Genomic DNA, 24,541 nt, shown 5'->3' on the forward strand with positions numbered 1-24,541 from the left:
GACGCAGCGGAGGCACTCGGCCTGCTCAAACGCCCGCTGCCGCCAACGATTGATCTTCCCCAAGAACAACATCGCCACGAATAAGAGCGGTTAGGGAAGCGCCTTCCCTTCCCGCCGTACCCGTTCCCTCGGGCGGCTTGACCTATAAGACTTGACCTACCGGGACCCGCACCCGATCTTCGCCCCATGTTGACGCGCCTCGAAACGATCATCGTCGAAAAGCCCTGGGGCCGCACCGACATCCCGCCCACCTTCGGCGACTTTGCAGGCCGGCGGATCGGCGAAATCTGGTTCGCCCATCCCTCAGGTGACGATGCCCCCATCCTTGTCAAATTTCTGTTCACATCCGAGCGGCTGTCGATCCAGGTTCACCCGGGTGACGAGGCCGCGCGCGCAGCGGGCTATCCGCGCGGCAAGGAAGAATGCTGGCTCATCCTCTCCGCCGATCCCGGAGCCGAACTCGGCGTCGGACTGACCGAGAAGACGACGCGCGATGCGCTGCGAGCCGCAGCGCTCGACGGCAGCATCACGGACATGATCGACTGGCGCGCGTCGAAGCCCAATGATTTCGTCTACAACCGCGCTGGCACGATCCACGCGATCGGCGGCGGGCTGACGGTCGTCGAGGTCCAGCAGAATGTCGACTGCACCTACCGGCTCTATGATTACGGCCGCCCGCGCGAATTGCATCTCGACGAAGGGCTAAGGGTCGCGACGCCTGGCCCGGTCCACGACCCGCGCGATACCGTCGTCGATCCGCAGGCGAGCCGGATGCTGGTCGAAGGGCCGCATTTCCACCTTGCCCATCTGTCCGGGCCATTCGATCGCAAGATGATCGGGCGCATCGCGGGCGAGGCCACATTCGTCCCGCTTTCGCGGGGATGCCGGGCGGAGGGAGAGGCGTTCACGCTCGGTGAGGCCGTTTTGCTCACCGACCCAGGGTCGATCGAGCTCGATGAGGGCGCCCGCGCCCTGCTTACCTGGCCCGCCTGACCGACAGCAGCCCGGCCGTCCCTCACCGCAAGGTCATCGTGTCGCCCTCGATTGTGACGGCGCCGAGTTTCGCAAGATAGCTCTGTCCGAGGAGCGATACGCCCATATCGGCATCGACGACCGCAGCCGGCACCCCGCGAACCTCGATGCCGTCGACATCGACGCTTGTGAGCGTCAGCCTCCGCATCGGCACATCGCCCCCCGCGGTGCGCGCGGTCCCTGAAACTGGCAGCCGATCGACATCGACCCCGACCGCCTCAGCGTCAGCCCTCGTGAGCGCGACGATGGAAGCGCCGCTGTCGACCATCATCCTCACCGGACGGCCATTGATCTCGGCATCGGCATAAAAATGCGAATCTCCAGCGCGGCTCAGTCGGACCTCGCCCGCGCTTTCGCGTGGAGAGGCCTCGGTCCAGCCACCGTGTTTGCGGCTTTCGGTCGTCCAATTGGAATTTTCATCGCCCGCGTCCAACGTGGATGGCGCGCGATCGGAAGCCGAGCGGCTGGCAATCCCCGCCATGCCGACCGACACGGCCGCAATCCCCGCGGCCAGACCGATAAATCGCCCCAACATAGACTGCTTTTCGCATGCGATGCGTTGGAGAAGGGTTAAGATGGGCTGCGTTCAGCCGCGCTCGACGAACGCCCGCCAGCTCGGCACGCCGCCGCGCAGCGAATAGGTGATGCGCGCGCAGGCAAAGGGCCGCCCCGCACGGTTGTCCGCCTCGTCCGCGGTTTCCGGCCAGAGCTGCACGCCGCCCTCCCCCGCCGCCCAGCAGACCAGCGCCTCGGCCTCGGGCTTCGCTTCGATCTCGGCGCGGTCGGCGGCGCTATAGCCCGCGGGAATGCTCCAGCCGAAAATTCTGCGCTCGATGGGCCCGGAGGCCGCGAACAGCGGCGCGAACGCAGCGCAGCGGTCGGCAAGCAGCGCGGCGACCGCCTCGCGCTTTGCAGCCCCCAGCCAGCGTCCGCCGAGAAGCGGCTCCCAGCGCGCGGCCTCGCGTGAGCGGAGCGCCGGAAAAAGCTCGTCCGCCGCCGCAGCGAAGCGAGGCAGCCAGGGCGAATCCGCGGCGAGCGGCGCAAGCCTCGCAGGCTGGGTGGCGGGTTCGGGTTCGATCGGCACCAGCGGCTCTCCCACTTCGACCGGCGGAACGGAGGCCCTGCAATCCTGCGCCTTCGCGGGAAGTGCAGCGAATGCGGCGAGGAGCGCCGAGGAGAGCAGAAGAGCGCGCATGGCCCCAATATAATATCACGTCCGGCCGGGCGCGTCACGAAGCGGGCGCAGCGAGCCCTGCGCGAAGCCATTCCGGCGCCTTCGCGGCGTCGATCGTCTCGACGCGGCGATGCTCGACCGACCAGCCGAGATCGGGATAGGCGATGATCTGGCGCGCGGGCTCCGCCGCGGCGAGCGGCACCACGACCAGACGCCGGTTGACCTTCTGCCGCCAGTTCATGCGCGCGGTATTTTCCTGCCCGACATAGCAGCCCTTGGTGAAACTGACGCCATTGAGCTCAGCGGCATTGCATTCGAGCCAGAGCGTTGTGCCATCGCCAAGCTCGGCGCGTCCTTCGGTAACGCCAAGCGAGAGCCGATGTGCGCGCCAATCGGCATCAGCGCCGCCCTCGCCCGCGTCCCGCGGCGCGAGCCAGCGTTGGCCGAGCGCAGCGAGCCTCGGGTCGGGGGCGCCGAGGTCGCCAAACGGCGCCCAATGCACGGCAAGCTCCTCCTCGCGCGCAATGCTGATCGCGCGGCGGAGGCGATAGAGAGTCAGGCGCCTGGCGAGTTCCTCGGACGCGTCGCGCTCGCAATCGAGGAGCAGATCATCCTCGTCGCCCCAGACGAGGAAGTCGAAAAGCACCTTTCCCTGCGGCGTCAAGAGCGAAGCCCAGACGGGCAAATTGCCGGCGACGTCGTTGGTGACGAGCCCCTGGAGGAAGCCTCGGACATCGTCACCTGAGAGGCGGATGAGGGCGCGGTCGTTGAGGGTGGTATTGGCCATTGCGATAATCTAGGGACGCGCGAGCCAAAGCCAAGCCACGATCTGCCGAAGGCCATCTTATGACCGACCGCCTCACCATCCGCCGCCCCGACGACTGGCACGTCCATTTGCGCGACGGCGCGATGCTGACGCATGTCGCCCCTTATACCGCGCGCCAGTTCGCGCGCGCGATCGTGATGCCGAACCTCTCGCCGCCGGTGACGACGGTCGCCGAGGGCATTGCCTACCGGGATCGCATCCGTTCAGCGGTTCCTGCCGAACTCGATTTCACCCCGCTCATCGTTGCTTATCTCACCGATAGAAGCGACGCGGACGAATTGGCGCGCGGCCATGGCGAGGGCATCTTCACCGCTGCAAAGCTCTATCCCGCGCATGCCACCACCGGAAGCGCGCACGGCGTCACCGATATCGCGAACATCATGCCGGTTCTGGAGCGGATGCAGGCAATCGGCATGCCTTTGCTCGTCCACGGCGAAGTCACCGACGCCGAGGTCGACATTTTCGACCGCGAGGCCGTGTTCATCGAGCGAACCCTCGCGCCGCTCGCAAAGGCGCTGCCCGCACTCAAGATCGTCCTTGAACATATTACCACAGCCGAAGCCGCGCAGTTTGTCGCCGACGCAGCGGCGACCATCGCTGCGACCATCACCCCGCAGCATCTTCATATCAACCGCAATGCAATGCTCGTCGGCGGCATCCGCCCGCACGCCTATTGCCTGCCCGTCGCCAAACGCGAGCATCACCGCCTCGCCGTCCGCGCCGCCGCGACCTCGGGATCGCCCAAATTCTTCCTCGGCACCGACAGCGCGCCGCACGCGGTCCACACCAAGGAAGCCGCGTGCGGTTGCGCAGGGATCTTCAACGCGCCCTATGCGCTCGAAAGCTATATCCAGGCCTTCGACGAGGACGGGGCGCTCGCCCATTTCGAGGGATTTGCAAGCGAGCATGGCCCGCGTTTCTACGGGCTCCCGCTCAACGAGGGCTGCATCACCCTCGAGCGCGGCCCTACCCCTGTTCCCGAACGGATCGGAGACGTCATCCCCTTCCACGCGGGCGAGACGCTCGCATGGCGCCTTGCCGGGCAAGGCGCCTGAAGGTTCAGGCTGCGACCGCCGCGCGTTCAGCGCGCCGCTTGCGCCAGATGTCGAAGCTGAAGACCGCGACGCTCGTCCAGATGAGCAGGAAGCAAAGGAACTGGGCGGGCTTCAGCGGCTCGCCAAAGGCGAAGAGGCCCAGCAGGAACTGGAGCGTGGGGGCGAGAAACTGGACGAAACCGAGCGTCGCGTAGCTCATTCGCCGCGCCGCAGTGGCAAAAAGGAGGAGCGGCACTGCGGTGACAACGCCGCCGGCTGCAAGAATCCAGCTGATCCCCGTGTCGCTTCCGAAGCCGGCGCCGTCGCCGATCCAGATATAATAGAGCGCCGCCGCGGCCGCGAGCGGCAGCAGAAGCGTCGTTTCGATCGCAAGGCCCGGCAATGAGCCGACAGGTGCGATCTTGCGGATCAGGCCATAGAGGCCAAAGCTGAAGGCAAGCGTCAGGCTGATCCACAGCGTATCGAGCGCGCCTGCGAGGAGGATGGCCACTCCCAAAGCCGCGATCGCCGCCGCGAGCATCTGAAGCTTGCTCAGTCGCTCGCCGAGGACGAGCATGCCGAGCATCACATTGACGAGCGGGTTCAGATAATAGCCAAGGCTCGCGGCAAGCACATGATCCGTGAAGATCGCGTAGATATAGACGAGCCAGTTGAGCGCGATCAGCAGCGCACTGGCGAGCAACAGTCTTAGAACGCGCACATTCTTGAGGGCCGCGAGAAAGTCGTAGATCTGATGCCGGGCGAGCATGATGACGACGCAAAGCGGGAGCGACCAGATGATGCGCTGCGCGAGCACTTCGACCGGCGGCACGCTTTCGAGAAGCTTGAAGAAAAGCGGAACGAAACCCCAGATTCCGTAAGCCGCCAGCGCGTAGGGCAGTCCCCCCTGGTTGCTCCCCGCGGGGGCCTTTGGGTCGGTCATGATCTTGCTCTTCGGGAAAAAAGAAGGATCAGAAAAGGCCGCCGCCGAGCATCAGGCGCACAACGCCGACGACGATCACGACAATATTGAGATTGCGGCCGCTGGTCCGGTTCGACATCGCGCCGAGCGCAAGCCCGACAACCGCGATCGGCACCACGATCCAGTTCGCCCAGCCGAGAAGCGGGATGAAAGCCGGAATGGCCAAAATCAAGGCGATAACGCCGATGACGATCGATGCGAAGTTGAGCATTGTCCCCAATGTTGCACTTCATCGGGGGCACGGCAAGAGCCTTTCGGTTCATCGCCGCCAGCGCTCCTCTCGTCTTGTTGCCGAGGGTTCATGCAACGCAGTTCAGTTTGGAGCCGTTCTCACAGCGAAACGCCGGGTACCGTCGGGCATCAAGGCGTCGAACCAGGAAAGGACTTATGATGCGTAATCTCACCAAAAGCCTGCTCGGAGCGGCTGCGGCAATTGGCGTTGCCGCCACTGCCCCCGCCTATGCCGGCGTTTCGCCCGCCGCGCCGGCGCCCGGCCATGTCTTCGCGAGCGCCGACCAGGATGCAGGCTTCTATCGCAAGGACCGCGATCGCCGCCATTATGCGCGCGATCAGCGCATCAACAGGAATACGCGCATCTGGCGCGGCAGCGACGGCCGCTATCGCTGCAAGAAGGACAATGGCACGACGGGTCTTTTGATCGGCGGCGCCGTCGGCGGGCTTGCGGGTCATGAGATCGCCGGCGACGGCGACAAGCTGCTCGGAACGGTGCTCGGCGCCGCGGGCGGCGCGCTGCTCGGCCGCGAAATCGACCGCGACAAATATCGCTGCCGCTAAAGGCAGAGGAAAACCATTGCGGGTGCGGGTTTCGGACCCCTCCACCCGCATCTCGTGATGGAGAGGGCGTCGTCTTCGGACGGCGCCCTCGTCTGTTTCGCGCCCCACAATTGCACCTTGCTCCTGCTTTCCTCATCGCCCAGAAGCGCAAGGCTCACCTCGCCGCCTCGCCGAAAGGACTGTCATGCTCAATGGACCTCTTCTCGTCACCGAGCGGTTGATCCTGCGCCCGCCCGCCGCTGAGGATTTCGACGCATTCGCCGCGATGTGCGCCGAGGAGGAGACGATGCGCTTCCTCGGCGGGACCTGTCCGCGCGCGCAGGCATGGCGCTTGTGGTGCACGCTGGCAGGCGCGTGGCACATCCGCGGCTTTTCGATGTTCTCGGTCATTGAGCGCGCAACAGGCGAATGGGTCGGACGGCTCGGCCCCTGGGAACCCGATGGCTGGCCGGGCCCCGAAATCGGCTATGGCGTGCGCGCGAAATTCGCGGGCAAGGGCTATGCTTTCGAAGGCGCAGTCGCCGCGTGCGACTTTGCCGTCGAGTTTCTGAACTGGCCCGAGCTCATGCACAGCATCGATCCCGCCAATCGCCGCTCGCAGGCACTCGCCAAACGCCTCGGCGCCGCGAACAGCGGCCCGACCCGTCTTCCCGCCCCCTTCGAGGACGCGCCCGTGGACGCATGGAGGCAAAGCGCCCAGCAGTGGCGACAAAAGCGCAAGGAGTTCAAACCATGACCGACCATCATGTCGACCCCGAGCGCGCGCAATTCGACGCCTTCAAGGCACTGCCGCGCGACACGCTCATCCACATGCTCAACCTCGTCCGCTTTCGTGAGCAGGCCGCTTATCCCGCCGGCCATGCGCTCGCGGGCCAAGATCTCACCGGCGCCGAGGCCTATCGTCATTATGGCGCGGAGAGCGGGGCAGTCTTCCAGCGCGTCGGGGGCCGGATTGTCTGGCGCGGTACGATGGAGGCGATGGTGATCGGTCCCGACGGCGAGCGCTGGGACGCGGTCTTTATCGCTGAATATCCGACGAGCAGCGCCTTCATGGAAATGGTCACCGACCCCGTTTACCGGGAGGCCGTTATCCACCGGCAGGCGGCGGTCGAAACCTCGCGCCTCATCCGCTTGAGTCCGGATGCGTCTCGCTCCGAGACAGTTTTCGGCTAATAAAGCCTTACCGGTTAACGCTTTTTCCTCACATCTTCTTAACCAGAATTCGGCTAGTCCGGATGAAAGATTAAGGGAGTGTTAGCGATGATCTTGCGGGGAAAATGGCTCGTTGCCGGTTTGCTGATCGCGACCGCAGGGCTCGCGGGCTGCCGGGACAATCCCGAAAAGGCCGATCTTGCACCACTCGACGATGGGCTGACGGGCGGCGACCCTGCGATCAAGGGGGCGCTTGAAGACAAGATCATGGTCGACCCCAAGCTTGCGGGTCAGGCCAATCGCAACGCGGTGGGCCCGGGAAATCGTCCGGTCGAGGGCGGCGTCCCCGGCGTCGCTGCCGGCAAGGCTGCGACCGCTGCCGAGGCGGCAGCGGCGATGAAGGCGGGCAAGCTTCTCGCCGCTCCCAAGGCGCTTCCGATGGAGGAAGGCTGCGGCGGAGACTGCGCCGCCAAGCGCGCCGTCACCATTGGCGCGCTCGCGCGCGAGCAGACCAAGGGCAGCTGCGATGCGAAGCTCACCTATTCCAACGGCTGGGCCGACCGCATGCCCGCGGCCTTCCCGGTCTATCCGCGCGCGACGCTGCGCGAAGCGGCGGGTGTCGACGGCGGCAAGTGCAACATCCGCGTTGTCAATTTCCAGACCGCCGCATCGATCCAGGGCGTGCTCGACTATTATCACACGATGGCCGTGCGTGCAGGCTATACGAGCGATCACCGCGTGCGCGGCAACGAGCATATGCTCGGCGGCACCAAGGGCGATCTTGCCTATGTCGTGATGCTGCGCCGCGACGGCGGGATGACCGACGTCGACATCGTCGCCTCGGGCGGTCGCTGAGGCATTAGCCCTCCCGCGCGATGGCCTCGAGTGCAGCGGTATCGCGGATCGTGATGCGATTATAATCGATCGCGATCCATGCAGCGCGCTCCATGTCGCGCAGCACGCGGTTGACGCTCTGCCGCGTCACGCCAAGCATCGCGCCCAGTTGCTCCTGCGGCAGGCGGAGCCCGACTTCTATGCCTTCTTCCGCCGCAATGCCGTGAATCCGGCCAAGCTGAGCCAGCGTCGCCGCCATCCGCTGTTCGAGCGAGCCGAGCGTCTGGTTGTGGAGAAGGCGCAGACTGTCGCCGTGCCGGGTGCAAAGGAGGAGCGCGACGTCGCGCCAGAGGATGGGCTCAGCATCGAGGATCGCGGTCAGTGCATCGCACGGCAGGTGCAGCAGGACGCTCTCGGCATAGGCCCGAAATTCATAAGGGAGCCGTACCTTCGAGAAAAGCAGCACGAGCGCAAGCACATCGGGCGCGCCGGCAAGGCCGAGGACGAAGCGCTTGCCCTCGGCTGAACCGCTGCAGATCTCGACGCCGCCCTTGGCGATCACAATCACCTCGCGGCGCGGCGCCCTTTGCGCGCCGATGTCGGCGCCGCGCGCGTAAGATTGGGCGCGGGCGACTGCGCCAAGCTCGCCAAGCCGCGCCTCGGGCCAGTCGCGAAAGAGCGGACAAAGCCGGAGCGCCCGCACCCGCTCCTCCTTCCCCCAATGCCCCTGCGATCGGTCGGCCTCGAGCCTCCTGCGCATATCAACTCCCCTTCCCCCGCCGTTCTAGGCCGCGCGCGATCGATTCCCAAAGAGATTGTCGGCTCATTGACAGACTTGGCGGCGGAGGGCGCGTAGGCGAGACGCCGAGAGGAGACCCATGCATCATGAAAATGTTTCTTGCCCTTGCCGCGATGGCAGCAGCACTTCTCGCCGGACCGGTGAAAGCCGCAGCCGAAGCCGTGCCGGCGACCGAAGAGGAGGCCTACGCCATCGGCCTTGAGGCCTATATCTACGCCTATCCGATGGTACTGATGGAGGTAACGCGCCGCGTCTCGACCCATGCGAGCGAAGGACGGCTGCGCGCGCCGATGAACCAGTTCGCGCATATGAAGACCTATCCGGACGCAAGTTTCAAGGAGGTGGTGCGTCCGAACGCCGACACCCTTTATTCGACCCTCTGGTTCGATGTCGGCAAGGAACCGCTGATATTGACGCTGCCGGACACCGCGAGCCGCTATCATGTGGTCCCCATCATGGACATGTGGAGCGAAGTGTTCGCAGCGCTCGGCACGCGCACCACAGGGAACGGCGGCGGCACCGCCGCGCTCGTCGGCCCGCGCTGGGCGGGAAAGCTTCCTGAGGGCGTGCGGATCATTCGCAGCCCCACCGAGCAGGGATGGATCATCGGGCGCATCCAGACCAATGGCGCGGCCGACTATGATCATGTGCATGAGCTCCAGGCCGGGTTCGCCGCGGCGCCCTTGTCGCAATGGGGAAAATCCCGCCCCGTGCAAGCGGTGAGCTTCGACCCTGACGTCGACATGAAGACCCCGCCCGTGGAGCAGGTCGCGCAGATGACGCCCGCCGCCTTCTTTGCGCTCTTTGCCGAGACGCTGAAGCGCAACCCGCCGCACGCAAGCGACTATGCGATGCTGCTGCGCATGGAGCGTATCGGGCTGGTGCCGGGGCAAAGCTTCGATCTTGCCGCCGCACACCCTGCGGTCGAGCGCGGGCTCACCCGCGCGGCGGCCGATGCCCATCGCCGCATCGCCGAGAGGCGCCGGGGCCTCAGTCTCACGAAAAATGGCTGGGTCGCGCTCGGCAACGCGCTCGGCGTCTACGGCAACGACTATCTGCAGCGCGCCTTCATCAGCTTTACGGGGCTTGGCGCCCTGCCGCCCGAAGACGCCATCTATCCGATGGTGCCGCTCGATAGCGAGGGCAAGCTGCTCACTGGCAAGGCGCGATATATTCTTCATTTTGAGAAGGAGGAACTCCCTCCCGCCGACGCCTTCTGGTCACTGACCATGTACGGGCCCGACCAGCTCTTCGTCGCCAATCCGATCGACCGCTTTGCGATTGGCGACCGCGACAAGCTTAAGTTCAACGCAGACGGCTCGCTCGATCTCTATATCCAGAACGCCAGTCCAGGCGCTGAAAAGGAGGCCAATTGGCTGCCGGCCCCGGGCGGGCCCTTCACGATGAACCTGCGCCTGTACCTGCCGCGGCGCGAAGCGATCGACGGCGGCTGGACGCCGCCGCCCGTCCAGCGGCTGCCCTGATCGGACACGCAGCAAGAAAAAAGGCCCCCGAGCATTGCCGGAGGCCTTTTCCTCGATCGAGGGAGGGGGCGTCAGATCTTGTCGCCAAGCGCGCCCTTCACCTTGCCGGTCAGATTCTGGGCCTCGCCCTTTCTTTCCTGCGCTGCGCCTTCGGCGCGCAGCCGCTCATTGTCCGTCGCATCGCCAACCGCCTGCTTGGCATTGCCGGCCGCTTCATTGGCGAGGCCTTTCGTTTTGTCCTTGAATTCACCCACGGGGAGATCTCCTTGTCTGAAACGAGGCACATGCCTCACAACAGATCAACGAGGGGGCGCCGTCAGCGTTCCGCTTGAGCGCCCCACCAAAAAGGCGAAAATTAATCTAGATCAACCCGGCGAGCGGGCTCGAGGGATCCGCGTAGCGGCGCTGGCCCATCCGTCCTCCTAGATAGGCATCGCGCCCCGCTTCGACCGCGAGCTTCATCGCGCGCGCCATGCGGACGGGGTCCTTCGCCTCGGCAATCGCGGTGTTCATTAGCACGCCGTCGCAGCCAAGTTCCATCGCCACCGCCGCATCGCTTGCGGTGCCGACGCCGGCATCGACAAGCACCGGCACCGAGGCGCCCTCGACGATGAGGCGGATCGTGACCCGGTTCTGGATGCCGAGCCCCGAGCCGATCGGCGCGCCAAGCGGCATGATGGCGACTGCGCCGGCGTCCTCGAGCTGCTTCGCGGCGATCGGATCATCGACGCAGTAGACCATCGGCAAAAAGCCCTCCTTGGCGAGCACCTCGGTGGCTTCGAGCGTCTCGCGCATATTGGGGTAGAGCGTCTTTGCCTCGCCGAGCACTTCGAGCTTCACAAGGTCCCATCCCCCCGCCTCGCGCGCGAGCCTCAGCGTGCGGATCGCGTCGTCGGCGTTGAAGCAGCCTGCCGTATTGGGAAGGTAGGTGATCTTCTTGGGGTCGATATAGTCGGTGAGCATCGGCGCTCCTGGATCCGAGACATTGACCCGGCGCACCGCAACGGTGACGATCTCGGCCCCTGAGGCTTCGACCGCCGCGGCATTCTGCTCGAAATCCTTGTACTTCCCGGTGCCGACGATCAGCCGCGACGTGAATGTCCGCCCGGCAACGCTCCAACTGTCGATACTGCTCACACTCGATCCTTATTCTGTACGATATTCGCAATGTCGCCGAGCGGATCGCGAACGAAGAAGCGGCGGACACCCCAAGGCTCGTCGCGCAGGGCATAAACGATCTCGTGCCCCGCCTCGATGGCGCGCGCGTGGACCGCATCGACGTCGTCGACCCCGACCGAATAGGCGGGACGCAGGCCCGAGGGGTCCTCGCTGAGGATGCTGATCTGCGCCATGGGCTGCGCGGCCGAACGGTAGATGGTGATGAAATCCATCGCCATCGCGGTTTCGAGCCCCAGCACATCGTTGAAGAAGCCAGCCCCCGCCTTGGGATCGCCGGTGTAGCGATTGGGTACGATCCTCGCAGCGGCCATCAGCCGCCTCCCACGAAATGAACGATTTCCAGTGCGTCGCCCTCGGCGAGCGCGACATCGGCGAGCGTCGAGCGCGGCACAATCTCACGGTTGCGTTCGACGGCGACCTTCTTCACATCGAGCCCCAGCGAGGCGACGAGATCGGCAATGCTGCCGCTTCGTACCTGCCGCTGTTCGCCGTTGAGGACGATCGAAATCACCGCTGCACCCTTGCTTTGCCTTTTGCCAAGCAGCCCATATAGGGGGAGCGTGATTTGCCGCAACCGAAAGCCCGCCTTTTGACCGACAAGCCCATCGTCTACGTCCTCTCCGGTCCCAATCTCAATCTGCTCGGCACGCGCGAGCCGGAGATTTACGGCCATGACACGCTCAATGACATTCACGCCCGGCTCGAGGCGCAGGCGGAAAAGCTCGGCCTCTCGCTCGAATGCAGGCAGACGAACCATGAAGGCGTGCTCATCGACTGGCTGCACGAGGCCTATGTCGCCGGCGCGAAAGCTGTGCTTCTCAACGCGGGCGGCTATACGCACAGCTCGATCGCGATCCACGACGCGATCAAGTCGATCAAGGTGCCGGTGATCGAGGTTCATCTCTCGGACCCGATGAAGCGCGAAAAATTCCGTCATATCAGCTATGTGGGCATGGCAGCGGCCGCCCAGTTCGCGGGGCACGGCGCCGAGAGTTACACGCTGGCGCTGGACGCCGCCGCGCGCTTCTGACAAGAGGCGCGATCATAAACAGGGGTCAGGGCGCCTGCGATCCGGCGCCGCAGCAACAGGAAAATATCTATGGGTGACCATAAAGAGCAGGGCATCAACATCGATCCGGCCTTCGTGCGCGCGCTTGCCGAACTGCTCGACGACACGCAGCTTTCGGAAATCGAGGTCGAGGATGGCGATCGCAAGGTGCGCGTCGCGCGCACCCTGACCGCGGCTGCTGCGCCAATAGCCTATGCCCCTGCCGCGGCCGCGGCGCCCGCAGCCCCCGCTCCGGCGGCCGCGCCGGCGGCAGCTCCTGCAGCCCCCGCTGCCGATGCCTTTGCCGATGCCGTGCGCTCGCCGATGGTCGGCACCGTCTATCTCGCTCCTGAACCTGGCGCGCCCAATTTTGCAAGCGCTGGCGCAGCGGTGAAGGAAGGCGACACCATCCTCATCATCGAGGCGATGAAGGTGATGAACCCGATCACCGCGCCGAGGTCCGGCACGCTTCAGTCAGTGCATGTCGAGAACAGCCAGCCGGTCGAGTTCGACCAGCCGCTGTTCACTATCGGCTGATCCAGCCCATGAGCATCGAGAAACTTCTGATCGCCAATCGCGGCGAGATCGCGCTGCGCATCCACCGCGCGTGCCACGAAATGGGCATCAAGACCGTCGCGGTCCATTCGACCGCCGATGCCGACGCCATGCATGTCCGCCTCGCCGACGAGGCGGTCTGCATCGGCCCGCCCGCGGCAAAAGACAGCTATCTCAATATTCCGGCGATCATTTCGGCCGCCGAAGTCACCAACGCCAACGCAATTCATCCAGGCTACGGATTTCTCTCCGAAAACGCCCGTTTCGCCGAGATCATCGAGGCGCACAACCTCATCTTCGTCGGCCCGAAGGCCGAGCATATCCGCACGATGGGCGACAAGGTCGAGGCGAAGCGTACCGCGGTCGAGCTCGGGCTGCCGGTGGTCCCGGGCTCGCCCGGCGCCGTCAACTATGGCGAGGAGACGAAGCGGCTTGCACGCGAGATCGGCTATCCGGTGCTGATCAAGGCCGCCTCGGGCGGCGGCGGGCGCGGCATGAAGGTAGTACCCGACGAGGCGAGCCTTGAAAGCCTGATGGGCCAGGCTTCGTCCGAGGCGGCGGCGGCGTTCGGCGATCCGACCGTCTATATGGAAAAATATCTCGGCAATCCGCGCCACATCGAGTTCCAGGTGTTCGGGGACGGCCAGGGCAATGCAATCCATCTTGGCGAGCGCGACTGCTCGCTCCAGCGGCGCCACCAGAAAGTGCTTGAGGAAGCGCCCTCGCCGGTTATCTCGGCCGAGGAGCGCGCACGCATGGGCAAGATTTGCGCCGATGCCATGGCCAAGATGGGGTATCGCGGCGCGGGAACCATCGAGTTTCTGTGGGAAAATGGCGAGTTCTTCTTCATCGAGATGAACACCCGCATCCAGGTCGAGCATCCGGTGACCGAGATGATCACCGGCTTCGACCTCGTGCGCGAACAGATCCGCATCGCCGATGGGCGCGGCCTGTCGGTGCGGCAGGAGGATCTTGAATTTCGCGGTCATGCGATGGAATGCCGCATCAATGCCGAGGATCCGCGCAGCTTCCTTCCTTCACCCGGCAAGGTCACCCAATATCATCCCGCGGGCGGCATGCATGTCCGCGTCGATAGCGGGCTCTACGCGGGCTATGCGATCCCGCCCTATTACGACAGCATGATCGGCAAGCTCATCGTCTACGGCCGCACGCGCGAGAGCTGCATGATGCGAATGCGCCGCGCGCTTGAGGAAATGGTGGTGAGCGGGGTCAAGACCAACATCCCGCTCCATCAGGCGCTGCTCGCTGCGCCCGACGTGATCGACGGCGACTATACGATCAAATGGCTCGAGGAGTGGCTCGCGCAGCAGGACGGCGCCGCCTAGCCCGCTTCAAGTCCGCTCCTCCTTGCGAGAGACGAAACGAAGCGATCCAAAGAGTTAGGCCTGCCGGGGTCGCATGGCTGCGCTTGCAAGGAGGCGCCCCCGCGCGCTGCCGGCGCGCCTTCCAAAGCCCTTTCAATTTGGCTATGGCAAGCGCCATGGTCAAAAACTCTCCCTTTTCCGCGTCTGCCGCGGCGCTCCTCCTCCCGCTCACGCTCGCGGCCGTCCCGGCATTTGCGCAGACCGCGCCGACCGACGTCAAGGAGGATTCGGTCATCCTTCAGCCCGACAAGGTTACCGACGACGCCCCTGTCGTTGAAACGCTTGCCGAGGCAAATCTGCCGAGCTGGTCCAAGGACAATGCCCGCGCGCTGCTCGATTTCATCGCGGCGGTCGAGGGCGAGGGACTTTTCGCGAAGGATTATGATCCGCAAGCGATCGAGGCCGCGCTCGCGAGCGGCAACCAGGCACAGCTCGACAAGGTGGCAACCGACAGCTTTCTTCTGCTCGCGACGCATCTTCGCGACGGCCGCACGCCGAACGCCGCGCGCAAGCAGTGGTTCATGACCGACAGCGACGCCGATAGCACCCCGCTGCTTCCGCTGCTGAGCTATGCATTGACCGCGAACGATATTCCCCTCGTGCTGGGCGGGCTCAATCCCGTTCACCCGAGCTTTGCGCTGCTCAAGGCCGCGCTCGCCTCGGCCAAGACCCCGGCGGAAGCCGATGTTATCCGCGTTAACATGGAGCGCTGGCGCTGGATGCCGCGCGACCTTGGCGCAGGCTATGTCGTGAGCAACGTTCCTGAATATATGACCCGCGTCGTCCACGAGGGCGTCGTCATCGCGACGCACAAGGCCGTCGTCGGCAAGCCCTCGACCCCGACGCCGCAGCTCAACCCGTTGGCGACCGGCATCATCGTCAACCCGACGTGGACGCTGCCGCGGAGCATCATCAACGAGGGTATTGGCGCCACCATCGCGAGCAATCCCGCCCGCGCCCGCGCGCAGGGCTACACCTGGACCGGCAAGGGCAACACACTCTCGGTTGTCCAGCAGCCGGGGCCGGGCAACGCGCTCGGCGTGATGAAGATGGAGATGCTGAACCCGCACGCGATCTACCTCCACGACACGCCGTCGAAGGGCGCCTTTGCGGCAGAGAAGCGCGCGTTCAGCCACGGCTGTATCCGTACCGAAAAGGCGCTCCATTTCTCGGGCCTCATGGCAGTGATGTTCGCGGGCAAGTCGCCTGAGGAATTCGGCGAGGCGATCGCGAGCGGCAAGACGACGCGCTTCGGCTTTGACAAGCCCTTCCCCGTCTATGTCGCCTATTGGACAGTCGTCCCCGACGGAAAGGGCGGCGTGAAGAAGCTTGCCGACCTCTACGGGCGCGACGCGCCCGTCGTCGCGAGCTTCTCCAAGCCCGGCCGCCCCGCCGCGGTGCTGGTCTCCCCCGCCCCGCCACAGATTGTTCCCACCGTCGCCGCCGCGCGCCCCGCGGCGTCCGCGAGCGCGCCGCGCGCGGCCGCGCCGGGGATGTCGGGGATTTATTAAGCGATTATCCGGAGCCGGGTGCTCGATCCGGCAAAGGGCTAAGGAGGCTGAGCGGCCTGCTCGTGGCAGCCACGCAGCCTGCTGACGCTTTAGTCGGCGGTTCCCGGCAACGCGCCGCCTGGCGCCCCGGTGCGGACAATATTCTCCGTCCCCGGCAGCGGTGGCAGCACGGGTTGGGGCGGCGGGGCGCTCAGCCGGTCGGCGAACAACAACCGCCCGGGTCCAAGCTTGTAAAGGATCTGCGGCAGCAATTCCTCGCCGAACACGAAACAGCCCTCGCTACGTCCAAGCTTGCCCTGCGTCGCGATGAGCGAGGGATTGGCGTACCAGGCGCCGTGGACGACGATCGCGCGCATGTCGGCATTGCTGTTGTCGGGGTCGAGCCCAACCAGCCGCATCGATGATCCGTTTGCGCCCCAATAATAGTCGCTGGTGCGGTAGGCCCCGCGCGAGGTCGCAAGGCTGCCCGGCCTGTTCGAAAAACTCTTGAGCCAGCCGTCGTGCTGCGGGTCCGATCCGCGGCCGTGGGTCACCGGATACATATCGATCCGTCCCGCAACCATGTCGACGAGCGCAAAGCGCGGTCGATAGGAAGGAAGCCCGAAATCGACGATGCCGACGCGGTCGGTCACCGCAATCCGATTGCCCTCGCGGGCAAGCTGCGCGCGCGCCACCGCCAGATAATCAACGGGCGCCGCCGCGGGCGCCTGGGGGTGCTGCGAAATCCAGCCCGGGACCTGCGCGCGCGCGTTGGTCGCGGCCAAGGCCCCCGCACTTGCGAGCCCCGCCAGCATCGACCTGCGATCGATCATCTTCGTCACTTGCAACCCAACCCCGCATGCCGCCTCTGGCGGTCCTTCGTCGGGAGAATAGCCGCAACTTGCCACAAAAAGGCAAGACGCATCTTCTTCGTCATGCGGGGTATTGTGCCATAATTGCCATGAACAACGGGTTTACACGGCGGGCGGCATACTGGCCCGCCCTTGCCCCATCCGTGGCGGAGCGATAAAGCGTCCGCATGAAAGCGACTATCTGGCACAATCCCGCTTGCGGCACCTCGCGCAAGACGCTCGCAATCCTCGAAGAAACGCCGGGCGTCGAGGTGACCGTCGTCGAATATCTCAAAACGCCCTACACCGCCGAGAAGCTGCGGCAGATTTTCAGGGACGCCGGCCTTACCGCCAAGGAGGCGCTCCGCCTTCGCGGAACCGACGCTGAAGAGCGCGGCCTTGCAGATGCGAGCGAGGACGAGATCATCGCCGCGATGGTTGCCAATCCCGCCTATGTGAACCGCCCGTTCGTCGAGACCGACAAGGGCGTCCGCTTCTGCCGCCCGCAGGATCTGGTGCGCGAGATTCTTTAGTCGGTCGCCCCGCTGGAAAACATGGCTCTCGCCACTCGGGCCGAACAGATCAGGCGCATCATTCTCTCCCGACGGGTCAACGCACTCACCCTATGGGTGGAACGCCCCTCTTCCTACCCTGCAATGATCCGCCCCCCGGCGATCCGGAAACGCGTCACCGGCCCCGGCATATCCTCAAGCAGCGCCGCCTCGGTCCCGGTCAGCCACGCCTGCCCCCCCTGCCCTGCAAGCCGTTCGTAGAGCGCCGCGCGGCGCGAGGGGTCGAGATGCGCGGCGACCTCGTCAAGGAGCAGAACCGGCCGCCGCGCACGCGCGCGGGCAACGCAGTCGCTGTGCGCGAGGACGAGCGAGAGCAGCATCGCCTTCTGCTCGCCGGTTGAGCAGCGCGCAGCCGCACGGCCGCTCGCGGCGTGGACCGCGGCAAGATCGTCCCGGTGAGGTCCCGCGGTCGCGCGCCCTGCCGCCGCGTCGATCCGGCGGCGCCCGGCGAAAAGATCGCGCAAGGCCTCCTCGCTCCAGGGCTCTCCGCGCGCCCTGCCCTCGCTGTCGACGAGGTCAAGGAGCGGCCGCGCAAAGGGTGTGTCGGGCTGCTCGGCGAGTTCGGCTGAAAGCGCTGCGAGCGTGCGCTGCCGCGCCGCGTCGATCGCGGCGCCATGCTCGGCAAGCTGCGCCTCGAGGCTCGCGAGCCACTGCGCGTCAGCAAGGGCGAGATCGGCAAGCAGCTTGCCGCGCGCGCGCAGCGCCGCCTCATAGCGATTGCCATGCTGCGCGTGCCTCGGATCGAGGGCGAGAACAAGCCGGTCGAGGAAGCGCCGCCGGTTTCCCGCAGTTTCGACGAACAGCCGGTCCATCGCGGGGGTCAGCCATAATATTGCGAGCCAGTCACCGAGCGCCGTCGCCGCCGCCGGACTTCCGTTGATCCGCACGAGCCGCCGCCCGGGGTGAGAAGGCTCGATCCCCGTGCCGAGTGCCACCGGGGCAAGCCCTTCGCCGCTCATCACTTCGGCAAAGACGGCAAAACCGCCGCTTGCACCGTCGCGCACCATCTCGGCGAGCGGCGCGCGCCGCAAGCCGCGACCCGGGGCGAGCAGCGAAATCGCTTCCAATATATTGGTCTTGCCTGCGCCATTGTCGCCATAAAGCGCGACAAGTCCCGCCCCCGCGCCCAGGTCCGCGCCCGCGTGATTGCGAAAATCCGTCAGCGAAAGGCGGGTCAGCGTCATCGCAAGAGCGCCTAGGATATTTCCGCCGCCGATGGAAATCCCTCTTTCCCGCAGCGCCATCTCGGTGCCGGTCGGCGATCGCGGTCCGCAGGGCCGCCCGGTCTCAAGAGGTTGCAGCAAAATTTTCCTTTCATCGGTAATTTTTCCCATCACACCGCAGAATCCGCAGCGCAATAATATTCCAAGAGCGGAAAAACGACGCTTAACCGCGGCTGAATGAAATTGGCACGCCTCCTGCAAGAGTATCGGCATCCAGCCGGATGGTCCGGATGGGAGGAAAGAAAGGATAGGAAAATGGCTCACTTCAACACCGAATCGCTCAAGAGCTACGCGATCGCTGCGGCCGCCTCGCTCTACTGCTCGCTGATGTTCCTGGCCGCTGCCGGCCCGAACGCTGCCGAACTCGGCCGTCTGGTCATCTGACCAGCGGCCGGTTCGCTCCCTCCATGACGCCGGCGCTCGCGCCGGGATCGAAAGGAAAGACATGAAACAGGGTTTTCGCAAGAATCGTCGCGATGGCATGGTCTTCGGCGTCTGCGCCGGCATGGCCGACCATTTCGGCTTCGACGTCTTGTGGACGCGCGTCGCCTTTGTGGCGCTGACCTTGCTGGGCTTCGGCCTGCCGCTGCTGCTCTATCTGACCGTCGCGATCCTCGCGCCCTAGCAGCACCGGGCCGGCCGCCGTCACGGCGCAGTTCCGCCGGCCCCTCACATTCCCATGGCCAGGGGCCTACCGGCCAAGCCGGTGGGCCCTTCTATTTGGGCCGGACCGTGAAGCGATAGGGGATGTAGAGAAACACCTCAGTCGCGCTCGCCTGCGCCCAGATCAATTGCTCGTTGAGCCCCGCGACCTCGACCCCATAGCCGGAGCCGAACGCCGCCGCGGTCTTCAGCGCCTCGGCTGCGATCAGCCCGACGATCGGATCGCGATACTGGTCGGGGTTGATGATCGTCAGCGTAATGCTGCCGCGCTTTTCGATCAGCGCGCGCCCTGTCGCCGGCACCGACTTGATGAAATTGTCGATCCGCCCCTGCGCGCTCCCCACCGACCCTGCGAGGCTTGCCTTGACGAACAGGCCGATCTCGCTCGTGTCGGGCCGCGCGCCGCGCGCGAACGCCAGATCCTTGTAGTTTGCCAGCGTCACCTTCGAAAGTTCGAAGTCGCCGGTCGCCAGTTCGGCCCCCGCCGCGTCGGCCCGCCGGATCGCCGCTTCCAGCATCGCGTGGATTTCACGCTTGCGCATATCCTCATCGCGCGAGTCCGATGTGAATTTCACCGGCTGGATCGCGCTGTCGGCGGTGCGGCGCAGACCGACCACTGTCTGCTCGTCGGACAGATAGTCGGCAGAGGCGCGCTGCCCCGTCACCACCACCTCGCCCACAATATTGCTGTTGTCCTGCGCTATGGCCGCCGTCGTCGCCGCAAACAGCGCCGCACCAAAGATAAAAGCCCGCATCTTCCCCCTCCTCCCGATCAGGAAGGGAACCTATCAGCTTGCGGACAAAGGGGAAGGACTATCCCCCAATCCTCTGCGTCAATCGACTCCGCCGAATGTCAGTCCCACCACGCGCGCGACCATCGCCTCGTCCCACGCGACGCGCCGGTCGAGGATCAGCATCGCAAGGCCGTGAACGAGCGCCCAGGCGTGCAGCGCGGCGGCGTCGACCGACTCGGCTGGAAACACCTCGCCGACGCCAGCGCGCAAGAGATTATAGGCAACCTCGCCGCCGTCGCCCTCCTCGCCCTTGCGCTCGGGCATCTGGCGCGTGAAGCTCAAACGGAAGAGTGCAGGCTCGTCGTGTGCGAAGCGGACATAGGCGATGCCGGTCGCCTTGAACCCCGCGCGCCCGCCGCCTGCCTTCAGCCAGGCTTGTGCCTGGAGGGCGCCGAGCCGCCGCAGCCCTTCTTCTGCGAGCGCGTCGAGCAGCGCCTCCTTGTCGGGGAAATGCCGGTAGAGCGCGGTCGCGCTCACCCCGACATCGCGCGCCAGCGCACGCAGCCCGAGCTCGCGCGCATCGCCCTCGCCAAGCCGCTTCAGCCCCGCGGAAATCACCGCCGCGCGCAAATCGCCATGATGATAGCTGCGTGCGGATTTCGGGAGCGCCTCTTTTATGTTGACACTGTTATCTTTGCTTGCCATCATGTTTCCACTGTAAACATAGTGAGTCGTTTCCGCAACCCGCGCATCGCGGCATCCTCGTCACCTTCGGGCTTAAGGAGAAGTGCCATGGCCAGCAATGTCGAAACCCTGATCCGCAGCGCGGTCACCAAAGGCATCGGCAAGGTCGCAGGGTTTAACCGAAAGCGCCTCCCCCGCCCGGTCGACGCCCACCCCTATCTCACCGGCATCCATCGGCCGATGGACGAGGAATTGACGCTCGATGAACTGCGGGTCGAGGGCGAAATCCCCGCGGCGCTTTCGGGCCGCTATCTGCGCAATGGCCCGAACCCGGCTCTCCCCCCCGATCCGGCAAGCTACCACTGGTTTACCGGCGCCGGCATGGTTCATGGCATCCGCATCGAGGGCGGCGCCGCGCGTTGGTATCGCAATCGCTGGGTGCGCGGCGCAGAGGCGTGCTCAAGGCTTGGCGAGGAGATTCCTCGCGGCCCGCGCACCGAGGGATCCGATGCGCCCAACACCAATGTCGTCGGCCTCGCGGGGCGCACCTTCGCGATCGTCGAGGCGGGCGGCAAGCCCGTTGAATTGTCGGATACGCTAGGCACCATCGCGCACAACCCGTTCGATGCAACGCTTGCGGGCCCCTATACCGCTCACCCCCACCACGATCCCTTCGCGAACGAAACCCATGCGATCACCTATCAGGGCGACCAGCCGAACACCGTCTGGCATGTCGTCCTCGATGCCAATGCGCATGTCGTTCGCGAGGAAGCCATTTCGGTCGCCGATGGCCCCTCGATCCACGACTGCGCGATCACCGAAAATTATGTCCTCGTCTTCGATCTGCCCGTGACCTTCTCGATGAAGTCGCTGCTCGCAGGCTACCGCTTCCCCTATGCATGGAACCCGGCGCATCCCGCGCGGATCGGCCTTCTCCCCCGGACGGGCGCGGGCCGCGAGGTCATCTGGGTCCCGGTCGAGCCCTGCTACGTCTTTCATCCCGCCAATGCTTTCGAAACGGAGGACGGCAAGGTGATCGTCGACGTCGCGGCGCACGAGACGATGTTTGCCCAATCGAAACGCGGCCCCGACAGCCCGCGCTCGCGCATGGAGCGCTGGACGATCGATCCCGTCCGCGGGGTGACAACCCGCACCGTCATCGACGATCATAACCAGGAATTCCCTCGTTATGACGAACGGCGCACGACGCGTCCCTATCGCTTCATCTACAGCGTCGCGCTGCCCGATGGACCGGGCGAGCTCGAAATCGCGGACACGCGGCTTTTCCGCCACGACCTCGACCGGGGCGTCACCGATATCCGCAACTTCGGCCCCCGGCGCCACCCCGGCGAATTTGTCTTCGTGCCGCGCGCGGCCGAAGGCGCCGAAGACGATGGCTGGCTGATCGGACTTGTCGTCGACATGAACGACGAAACCACCGACCTTGTGATCCTCAACGCTGACGATTTTACGGGGCCACCCCAAGCCATCGTTCACCTTCCGCACCGCGTCCCGCCCGGCTTTCACGGCAATTGGGTGGCCGACTGAGGCTGGCCGGATCCGGAGCCCGGACCTGCTTTTCTGAGGCCCTGGACGAGGCCTCAATCGGCGCACTCAGCCGACGATCAAGACGGGCCCTGATGGCGCCAAAAGCGGCGCAATTCTTCATCATGCCGTCCGGCAGCCACCGCTCATCGTGAAATTTGGGGGTTTTGCGCAGCGCTTTGGGCGCGCTGCCCGTTTCTCCTGCACTATGAACAAGAATTTCCCCCTCTCCCGTCCCGCCACGAGCGCGATTGCCGCGTTCCTGGCTATCACCGCTCCTGCCGCTTTTGCGCAGGAGGCCCCCAATGTTCCGATGACCTCGCCCGTGGCCGCGCCGCCGCCCGTCATCATACCCGCGCCGGCCCCGGCGACCCCGACGGTCGAGGAGACCGCGCCGGCGCCCAAGCCCGTGATCCGCGTACCGCTCGATCTTCCCGCGCCTGCCGAGCCCGCGCCCGCGGCGGAAGCCGAGGTAGCCCCGCCCCCCCAGCGCGCTGCGCGCCCTGTGGCGGCAGAGCGCAGCGAACGCGCGCCTGCTGCGGCTCCCAGAATTTCGCCGCCGGCGCCGGCTGAGGCCCCGTCCGCCGCCGCCGCCCCCGCAGCCCCCGCGGACACCCCAGCCGAGCCGGTGGCCATTCCCATGACGAGCCAGAGCGAGCCGGTGGCGGACAACGCGCCGGCCGCAGCAGATGAGCGCGCCGCCGCGGACAATGGCTTTCCCTGGGAGCTTGTCGGCGGAGCCGCTGCGCTGCTCCTTGCGGGCGGGGCGGGTCTCGCTTTCTTGCGGCGCCGCCGCGGCGCTGGAGAAATCGCGCCTGGCATGAGCTATGAGGCGATGGCAGCGGCCGAGGCGATGCCCTATAATCCCCCCGTTACACCGGAGCGCACTCCGCCGGCTGCGCGGCGCGCAATGCCGGCCTTCCCGTTACCCCACGGTAGCATGGGCCGCCATCAGGCGCTGGCAATGGCGGGGCCGACGCCCGAAAACCCTTTCGCGACGCTCTCCAAGCGGTTGAAGCGTGCGCGCTTCCTCGACCAGAAGGAGCGCCAGGCCTATGCAGATACACTTGGCGACCAGAAGGATCTGCGCCGCAAGCCCGCGAGCGCCTGGGAGGTGTCGCAGCGTGCCGAGCCTGCGCCCCTTAAGCAGGAGGTCCATCGCCCTGAAGCGGCTGCGGCCCGCAAGGGCCCGCTCCGCCCGGGATGGTATCGTCCCTGATTTTGCCGGCAACGCATGAAAAAAGGGCGGCGCCGCGTGGCACCGCCCTTTCTCTTGTCGCAAAACGAGGGCCGGCGAACCGACCCTCGACCCTGAGCTGAATTACTTCAGTTCGACGGTCGCGCCGGCAGCTTCGAGCTTCTTCTTCAGCTCTTCGGCTTCGGCCTTGTTCACGCCTTCCTTGACGGCCTTCGGCGCGCCTTCGACGAGCGCCTTGGCTTCGCCAAGACCCAGGCCGGTGATCGCGCGGACTTCCTTGATGACGTTGATCTTCTGACCACCGTCGCCCGTCAGGATGACGTCGAATTCGTCCTTCTCTTCAGCGGCGGGAGCAGCAGCACCCGCACCGCCCGGAGCGGCAACCGCCACGGCAGCGGCGGCCGAAACGCCCCACTTTTCTTCGAGCAGCTTCGAAAGCTCGGCAGCTTCCAGAACGGTCAGCGCCGACAGGTCGTCAACGATCTTAGCAAGATCAGCCATTTTCATTCTCCATCAGAACCGGGGAAAGCCCGGTGAATTGTTAGGGTAGGTAAAATTATGCCGCTTCCTTGGCGCCATAGGCACCAAAGACCCGCGCCAGCTGACCAGCCGGGGCCGCCGCAATCTGGGCAACCTTGGTGGCCGGAGCCTGGAGCAGGCCAACGAGCTTGCCGCGCAGTTCGTCAAGCGACGGCAGCGCCGCGAGCGCCTTCACGCCTTCCACGTCGAGGACCACGTCCCCCATGCCGCCACCGACGATCTCAAGCTTGTCGTTGGTCTTGGCAAATTCCACCGCGATCTTCGCCGCCGCCACCGCATCGGTGGAAGCCGCAATGGCCGTGGGGCCGGTCAGCAGATCGCTGATGCCGGTGTAGGGCGTGCCATCGAGCGCGATCTTGGCCAGGCGGTTCTTCGCGACCTTGAAGCTCGCGCCGGCGTCACGCATCTGCTGACGAAGCACCGTCGACTGGGCGACGGTAAGACCCAGGTTGCGAACAATCACAACCGAGGCAGCATTCGACAGCGTAGCGTTCAGCGCAGATACGGCTTCGGCCTTTTCAGCACGATCCATGCCTGTTTCTCCACTCTTGCCCGGATGCGAGCGTGCACAAGGCACGCACACCGCCGGGCGGCTAACACACGCAGACAGACGCGGGACGAATCCCGCCTCAACCTGCGCAACGATGTCCGATGGGGTCGGTCAGGCCGCGACGCCGTCTGGGGCGAGCGACCGATAAAGACTGTTCCCCGTCTCGGCTGGAAATTAAGAAGGGCAAAGTCCCTTCACCAACTGTCTCGGAC

33 protein-coding genes are annotated in these 24,541 nt (G+C 65.5%); 17 read left to right on the forward strand and 16 right to left on the reverse strand.

Annotation, left to right across the window (positions count from 1 at the left end; genetic code table 11):
- The first annotated feature begins 186 nt into the window (after positions 1–186).
- Complete coding sequence (locus B5X69_RS09455) at positions 187–993, forward strand: class I mannose-6-phosphate isomerase (RefSeq protein WP_079638466.1); 807 nt, start codon at positions 187–189, stop codon at positions 991–993.
- 22 nt (positions 994–1,015) lie between these two features.
- Here the strand turns inward: B5X69_RS09455 and B5X69_RS09460 are convergent, their stop codons facing one another.
- The 3 genes from B5X69_RS09460 to ygfZ are packed head-to-tail and all read right to left on the reverse strand — an operon-like array spanning position 1,016 to position 2,993.
- The gene (locus B5X69_RS09460; RefSeq protein ID WP_079638467.1) at positions 1,016–1,567 is read right to left on the reverse strand and encodes a retropepsin-like aspartic protease family protein; all 552 of its coding nucleotides are present in this window, start codon (positions 1,565–1,567) and stop codon (positions 1,016–1,018) included.
- 51 nt (positions 1,568–1,618) lie between these two features.
- Positions 1,619–2,227 carry a hypothetical protein gene (locus tag B5X69_RS09465; protein WP_079638468.1) on the reverse strand — a complete coding sequence of 203 codons (609 nt, stop codon included), beginning with the start codon at positions 2,225–2,227 and terminating at the stop codon, positions 1,619–1,621.
- Positions 2,228–2,261: 34 nt separating this feature from the next.
- On the reverse strand, positions 2,262–2,993 hold the full coding sequence (ygfZ, locus tag B5X69_RS09470; RefSeq protein WP_079638469.1) for a CAF17-like 4Fe-4S cluster assembly/insertion protein YgfZ: 732 nt from the start codon (positions 2,991–2,993) through the stop codon (positions 2,262–2,264).
- A gap of 59 nt (positions 2,994–3,052) precedes the next feature.
- On the opposite strand from ygfZ, the gene pyrC reads away from it, so the two are divergent.
- On the forward strand, positions 3,053–4,087 hold the full coding sequence (gene pyrC, locus B5X69_RS09475; RefSeq protein ID WP_079638470.1) for a dihydroorotase: 1,035 nt from the start codon (positions 3,053–3,055) through the stop codon (positions 4,085–4,087).
- A gap of 4 nt (positions 4,088–4,091) precedes the next feature.
- Here pyrC and rarD read toward each other — a convergent pair whose 3' ends face one another.
- Together rarD and B5X69_RS09485 are read right to left on the reverse strand one after the other, a co-directional pair.
- A complete protein-coding gene (gene rarD, locus B5X69_RS09480) occupies positions 4,092–5,009 on the reverse strand; it encodes an EamA family transporter RarD (protein ID WP_079638471.1) in 918 nt (305 codons plus the stop codon).
- Positions 5,010–5,037: 28 nt separating this feature from the next.
- Positions 5,038–5,259 carry a hypothetical protein gene (locus tag B5X69_RS09485; protein WP_079638472.1) on the reverse strand — a complete coding sequence of 74 codons (222 nt, stop codon included), beginning with the start codon at positions 5,257–5,259 and terminating at the stop codon, positions 5,038–5,040.
- 179 nt (positions 5,260–5,438) lie between these two features.
- On the opposite strand from B5X69_RS09485, the gene B5X69_RS09490 reads away from it, so the two are divergent.
- The 4 genes from B5X69_RS09490 to B5X69_RS09505 all read left to right on the forward strand — a co-directional run bounded on the left by B5X69_RS09490 (position 5,439) and on the right by B5X69_RS09505 (position 7,850).
- Positions 5,439–5,843 (forward strand): glycine zipper 2TM domain-containing protein, encoded by a 405-nt coding sequence (locus B5X69_RS09490; protein WP_079638597.1) that lies wholly within the window; start codon positions 5,439–5,441, stop codon positions 5,841–5,843.
- A gap of 184 nt (positions 5,844–6,027) precedes the next feature.
- Complete coding sequence (locus B5X69_RS09495; protein WP_079638473.1) at positions 6,028–6,579, forward strand: GNAT family N-acetyltransferase; 552 nt, start codon at positions 6,028–6,030, stop codon at positions 6,577–6,579.
- Complete coding sequence (locus tag B5X69_RS09500) at positions 6,576–7,016, forward strand: DUF1330 domain-containing protein (protein WP_079638474.1); 441 nt, start codon at positions 6,576–6,578, stop codon at positions 7,014–7,016. Before B5X69_RS09495 ends, B5X69_RS09500 begins: the two co-directional genes overlap by 4 nt.
- Positions 7,017–7,103: 87 nt before the next feature.
- Entirely contained in the window at positions 7,104–7,850 is a 747-nt protein-coding gene (locus B5X69_RS09505) for a hypothetical protein (protein ID WP_079638475.1), read from the forward strand.
- A gap of 4 nt (positions 7,851–7,854) precedes the next feature.
- Here the strand turns inward: B5X69_RS09505 and B5X69_RS09510 are convergent, their stop codons facing one another.
- Complete coding sequence (locus B5X69_RS09510; protein ID WP_079638476.1) at positions 7,855–8,589, reverse strand: Crp/Fnr family transcriptional regulator; 735 nt, start codon at positions 8,587–8,589, stop codon at positions 7,855–7,857.
- Positions 8,590–8,714: 125 nt separating this feature from the next.
- Here B5X69_RS09510 and B5X69_RS09515 point away from each other — a divergent pair, with 125 nt between their 5' ends.
- Entirely contained in the window at positions 8,715–10,112 is a 1,398-nt protein-coding gene (locus B5X69_RS09515) for a DUF1254 domain-containing protein (RefSeq protein ID WP_079638477.1), read from the forward strand.
- Between the two features lie 71 nt (positions 10,113–10,183).
- Here the strand turns inward: B5X69_RS09515 and B5X69_RS09520 are convergent, their stop codons facing one another.
- From B5X69_RS09520 to thiS, 4 genes are all read right to left on the reverse strand, one after another.
- Complete coding sequence (locus tag B5X69_RS09520) at positions 10,184–10,366, reverse strand: CsbD family protein (protein ID WP_053553872.1); 183 nt, start codon at positions 10,364–10,366, stop codon at positions 10,184–10,186.
- A 106-nt stretch (positions 10,367–10,472) separates the two neighbouring features.
- Positions 10,473–11,249 (reverse strand): bifunctional sulfur carrier protein/thiazole synthase protein, encoded by a 777-nt coding sequence (locus B5X69_RS09525; protein ID WP_079638478.1) that lies wholly within the window; start codon positions 11,247–11,249, stop codon positions 10,473–10,475.
- Positions 11,246–11,602, reverse strand: a complete 357-nt coding sequence (locus tag B5X69_RS09530) for a VOC family protein (protein ID WP_079638479.1) — start codon at positions 11,600–11,602, stop codon at positions 11,246–11,248. Before B5X69_RS09530 ends, B5X69_RS09525 begins: the two co-directional genes overlap by 4 nt.
- Complete coding sequence (gene thiS / locus B5X69_RS09535) at positions 11,602–11,802, reverse strand: sulfur carrier protein ThiS (protein WP_176141558.1); 201 nt, start codon at positions 11,800–11,802, stop codon at positions 11,602–11,604. The genes B5X69_RS09530 and thiS overlap by 1 nt, the downstream gene beginning before the upstream one ends.
- A 78-nt stretch (positions 11,803–11,880) precedes the next feature.
- On the opposite strand from thiS, the gene B5X69_RS09540 reads away from it, so the two are divergent.
- The 4 genes from B5X69_RS09540 (at position 11,881) to B5X69_RS09555 (ending at position 15,790) form a co-directional block, all read left to right on the forward strand.
- Positions 11,881–12,321: a type II 3-dehydroquinate dehydratase gene (locus B5X69_RS09540; RefSeq protein ID WP_079638480.1), complete on the forward strand. Its 441-nt coding sequence runs from the start codon at positions 11,881–11,883 to the stop codon at positions 12,319–12,321.
- A 69-nt stretch (positions 12,322–12,390) separates the two neighbouring features.
- Positions 12,391–12,876, forward strand: a complete 486-nt coding sequence (gene accB, locus B5X69_RS09545) for an acetyl-CoA carboxylase biotin carboxyl carrier protein (protein ID WP_079638481.1) — start codon at positions 12,391–12,393, stop codon at positions 12,874–12,876.
- A gap of 8 nt (positions 12,877–12,884) precedes the next feature.
- Positions 12,885–14,240: an acetyl-CoA carboxylase biotin carboxylase subunit gene (gene accC / locus B5X69_RS09550; RefSeq protein ID WP_079638482.1), complete on the forward strand. Its 1,356-nt coding sequence runs from the start codon at positions 12,885–12,887 to the stop codon at positions 14,238–14,240.
- Positions 14,241–14,395: 155 nt separating this feature from the next.
- Complete coding sequence (locus B5X69_RS09555; protein WP_079638599.1) at positions 14,396–15,790, forward strand: L,D-transpeptidase family protein; 1,395 nt, start codon at positions 14,396–14,398, stop codon at positions 15,788–15,790.
- 89 nt (positions 15,791–15,879) lie between these two features.
- On the opposite strand, the gene B5X69_RS09560 is transcribed toward B5X69_RS09555, so the two are convergent.
- Complete coding sequence (locus B5X69_RS09560; RefSeq protein WP_245798696.1) at positions 15,880–16,602, reverse strand: murein L,D-transpeptidase catalytic domain family protein; 723 nt, start codon at positions 16,600–16,602, stop codon at positions 15,880–15,882.
- Positions 16,603–16,808: 206 nt separating this feature from the next.
- Between B5X69_RS09560 and arsC the strand changes: the two genes are divergently transcribed.
- Entirely contained in the window at positions 16,809–17,153 is a 345-nt protein-coding gene (gene arsC / locus B5X69_RS09565; RefSeq protein ID WP_079638483.1) for an arsenate reductase (glutaredoxin), read from the forward strand.
- Between the two features lie 113 nt (positions 17,154–17,266).
- Here the strand turns inward: arsC and recF are convergent, their stop codons facing one another.
- A complete protein-coding gene (gene recF, locus B5X69_RS09570) occupies positions 17,267–18,376 on the reverse strand; it encodes a DNA replication/repair protein RecF (RefSeq protein WP_079638601.1) in 1,110 nt (369 codons plus the stop codon).
- Between the two features lie 31 nt (positions 18,377–18,407).
- Here recF and B5X69_RS21430 point away from each other — a divergent pair, with 31 nt between their 5' ends.
- From B5X69_RS21430 to B5X69_RS09575, 3 genes are all read left to right on the forward strand, one after another.
- Positions 18,408–18,596, forward strand: coding sequence for a hypothetical protein (locus B5X69_RS21430; RefSeq protein WP_176141559.1), 189 nt, complete (start codon positions 18,408–18,410; stop codon positions 18,594–18,596).
- 74 nt (positions 18,597–18,670) lie between these two features.
- Positions 18,671–18,799, forward strand: coding sequence for a hypothetical protein (locus B5X69_RS22240; protein WP_281250927.1), 129 nt, complete (start codon positions 18,671–18,673; stop codon positions 18,797–18,799).
- Between the two features lie 61 nt (positions 18,800–18,860).
- On the forward strand, positions 18,861–19,040 hold the full coding sequence (locus B5X69_RS09575; RefSeq protein ID WP_079638484.1) for a PspC domain-containing protein: 180 nt from the start codon (positions 18,861–18,863) through the stop codon (positions 19,038–19,040).
- 91 nt (positions 19,041–19,131) lie between these two features.
- On the opposite strand, the gene B5X69_RS09580 is transcribed toward B5X69_RS09575, so the two are convergent.
- Positions 19,132–19,833 (reverse strand): hypothetical protein, encoded by a 702-nt coding sequence (locus tag B5X69_RS09580; protein WP_079638485.1) that lies wholly within the window; start codon positions 19,831–19,833, stop codon positions 19,132–19,134.
- Positions 19,834–19,911: 78 nt separating this feature from the next.
- On the reverse strand, positions 19,912–20,517 hold the full coding sequence (locus B5X69_RS09585; RefSeq protein ID WP_245798686.1) for a TetR/AcrR family transcriptional regulator: 606 nt from the start codon (positions 20,515–20,517) through the stop codon (positions 19,912–19,914).
- A gap of 87 nt (positions 20,518–20,604) precedes the next feature.
- Between B5X69_RS09585 and B5X69_RS09590 the strand changes: the two genes are divergently transcribed.
- Both B5X69_RS09590 and B5X69_RS09595 read left to right on the forward strand, forming a co-directional pair.
- Positions 20,605–22,044: an 8'-apo-carotenoid 13,14-cleaving dioxygenase gene (locus B5X69_RS09590; RefSeq protein ID WP_079638487.1), complete on the forward strand. Its 1,440-nt coding sequence runs from the start codon at positions 20,605–20,607 to the stop codon at positions 22,042–22,044.
- 205 nt (positions 22,045–22,249) lie between these two features.
- A complete protein-coding gene (locus tag B5X69_RS09595) occupies positions 22,250–23,260 on the forward strand; it encodes a hypothetical protein (protein ID WP_079638488.1) in 1,011 nt (336 codons plus the stop codon).
- Between the two features lie 102 nt (positions 23,261–23,362).
- Here B5X69_RS09595 and rplL read toward each other — a convergent pair whose 3' ends face one another.
- Complete coding sequence (gene rplL, locus B5X69_RS09600) at positions 23,363–23,740, reverse strand: 50S ribosomal protein L7/L12 (protein WP_053553858.1); 378 nt, start codon at positions 23,738–23,740, stop codon at positions 23,363–23,365.
- 55 nt (positions 23,741–23,795) lie between these two features.
- Positions 23,796–24,311 carry a 50S ribosomal protein L10 gene (gene rplJ, locus B5X69_RS09605; RefSeq protein ID WP_079638489.1) on the reverse strand — a complete coding sequence of 172 codons (516 nt, stop codon included), beginning with the start codon at positions 24,309–24,311 and terminating at the stop codon, positions 23,796–23,798.
- Positions 24,312–24,541: the final 230 nt, after the last annotated feature.

It is taken from the genome of Sphingopyxis flava (assembly GCF_900168005.1).
GTDB classification, from domain to species: Bacteria; Pseudomonadota; Alphaproteobacteria; order Sphingomonadales; family Sphingomonadaceae; genus Sphingopyxis; species Sphingopyxis flava.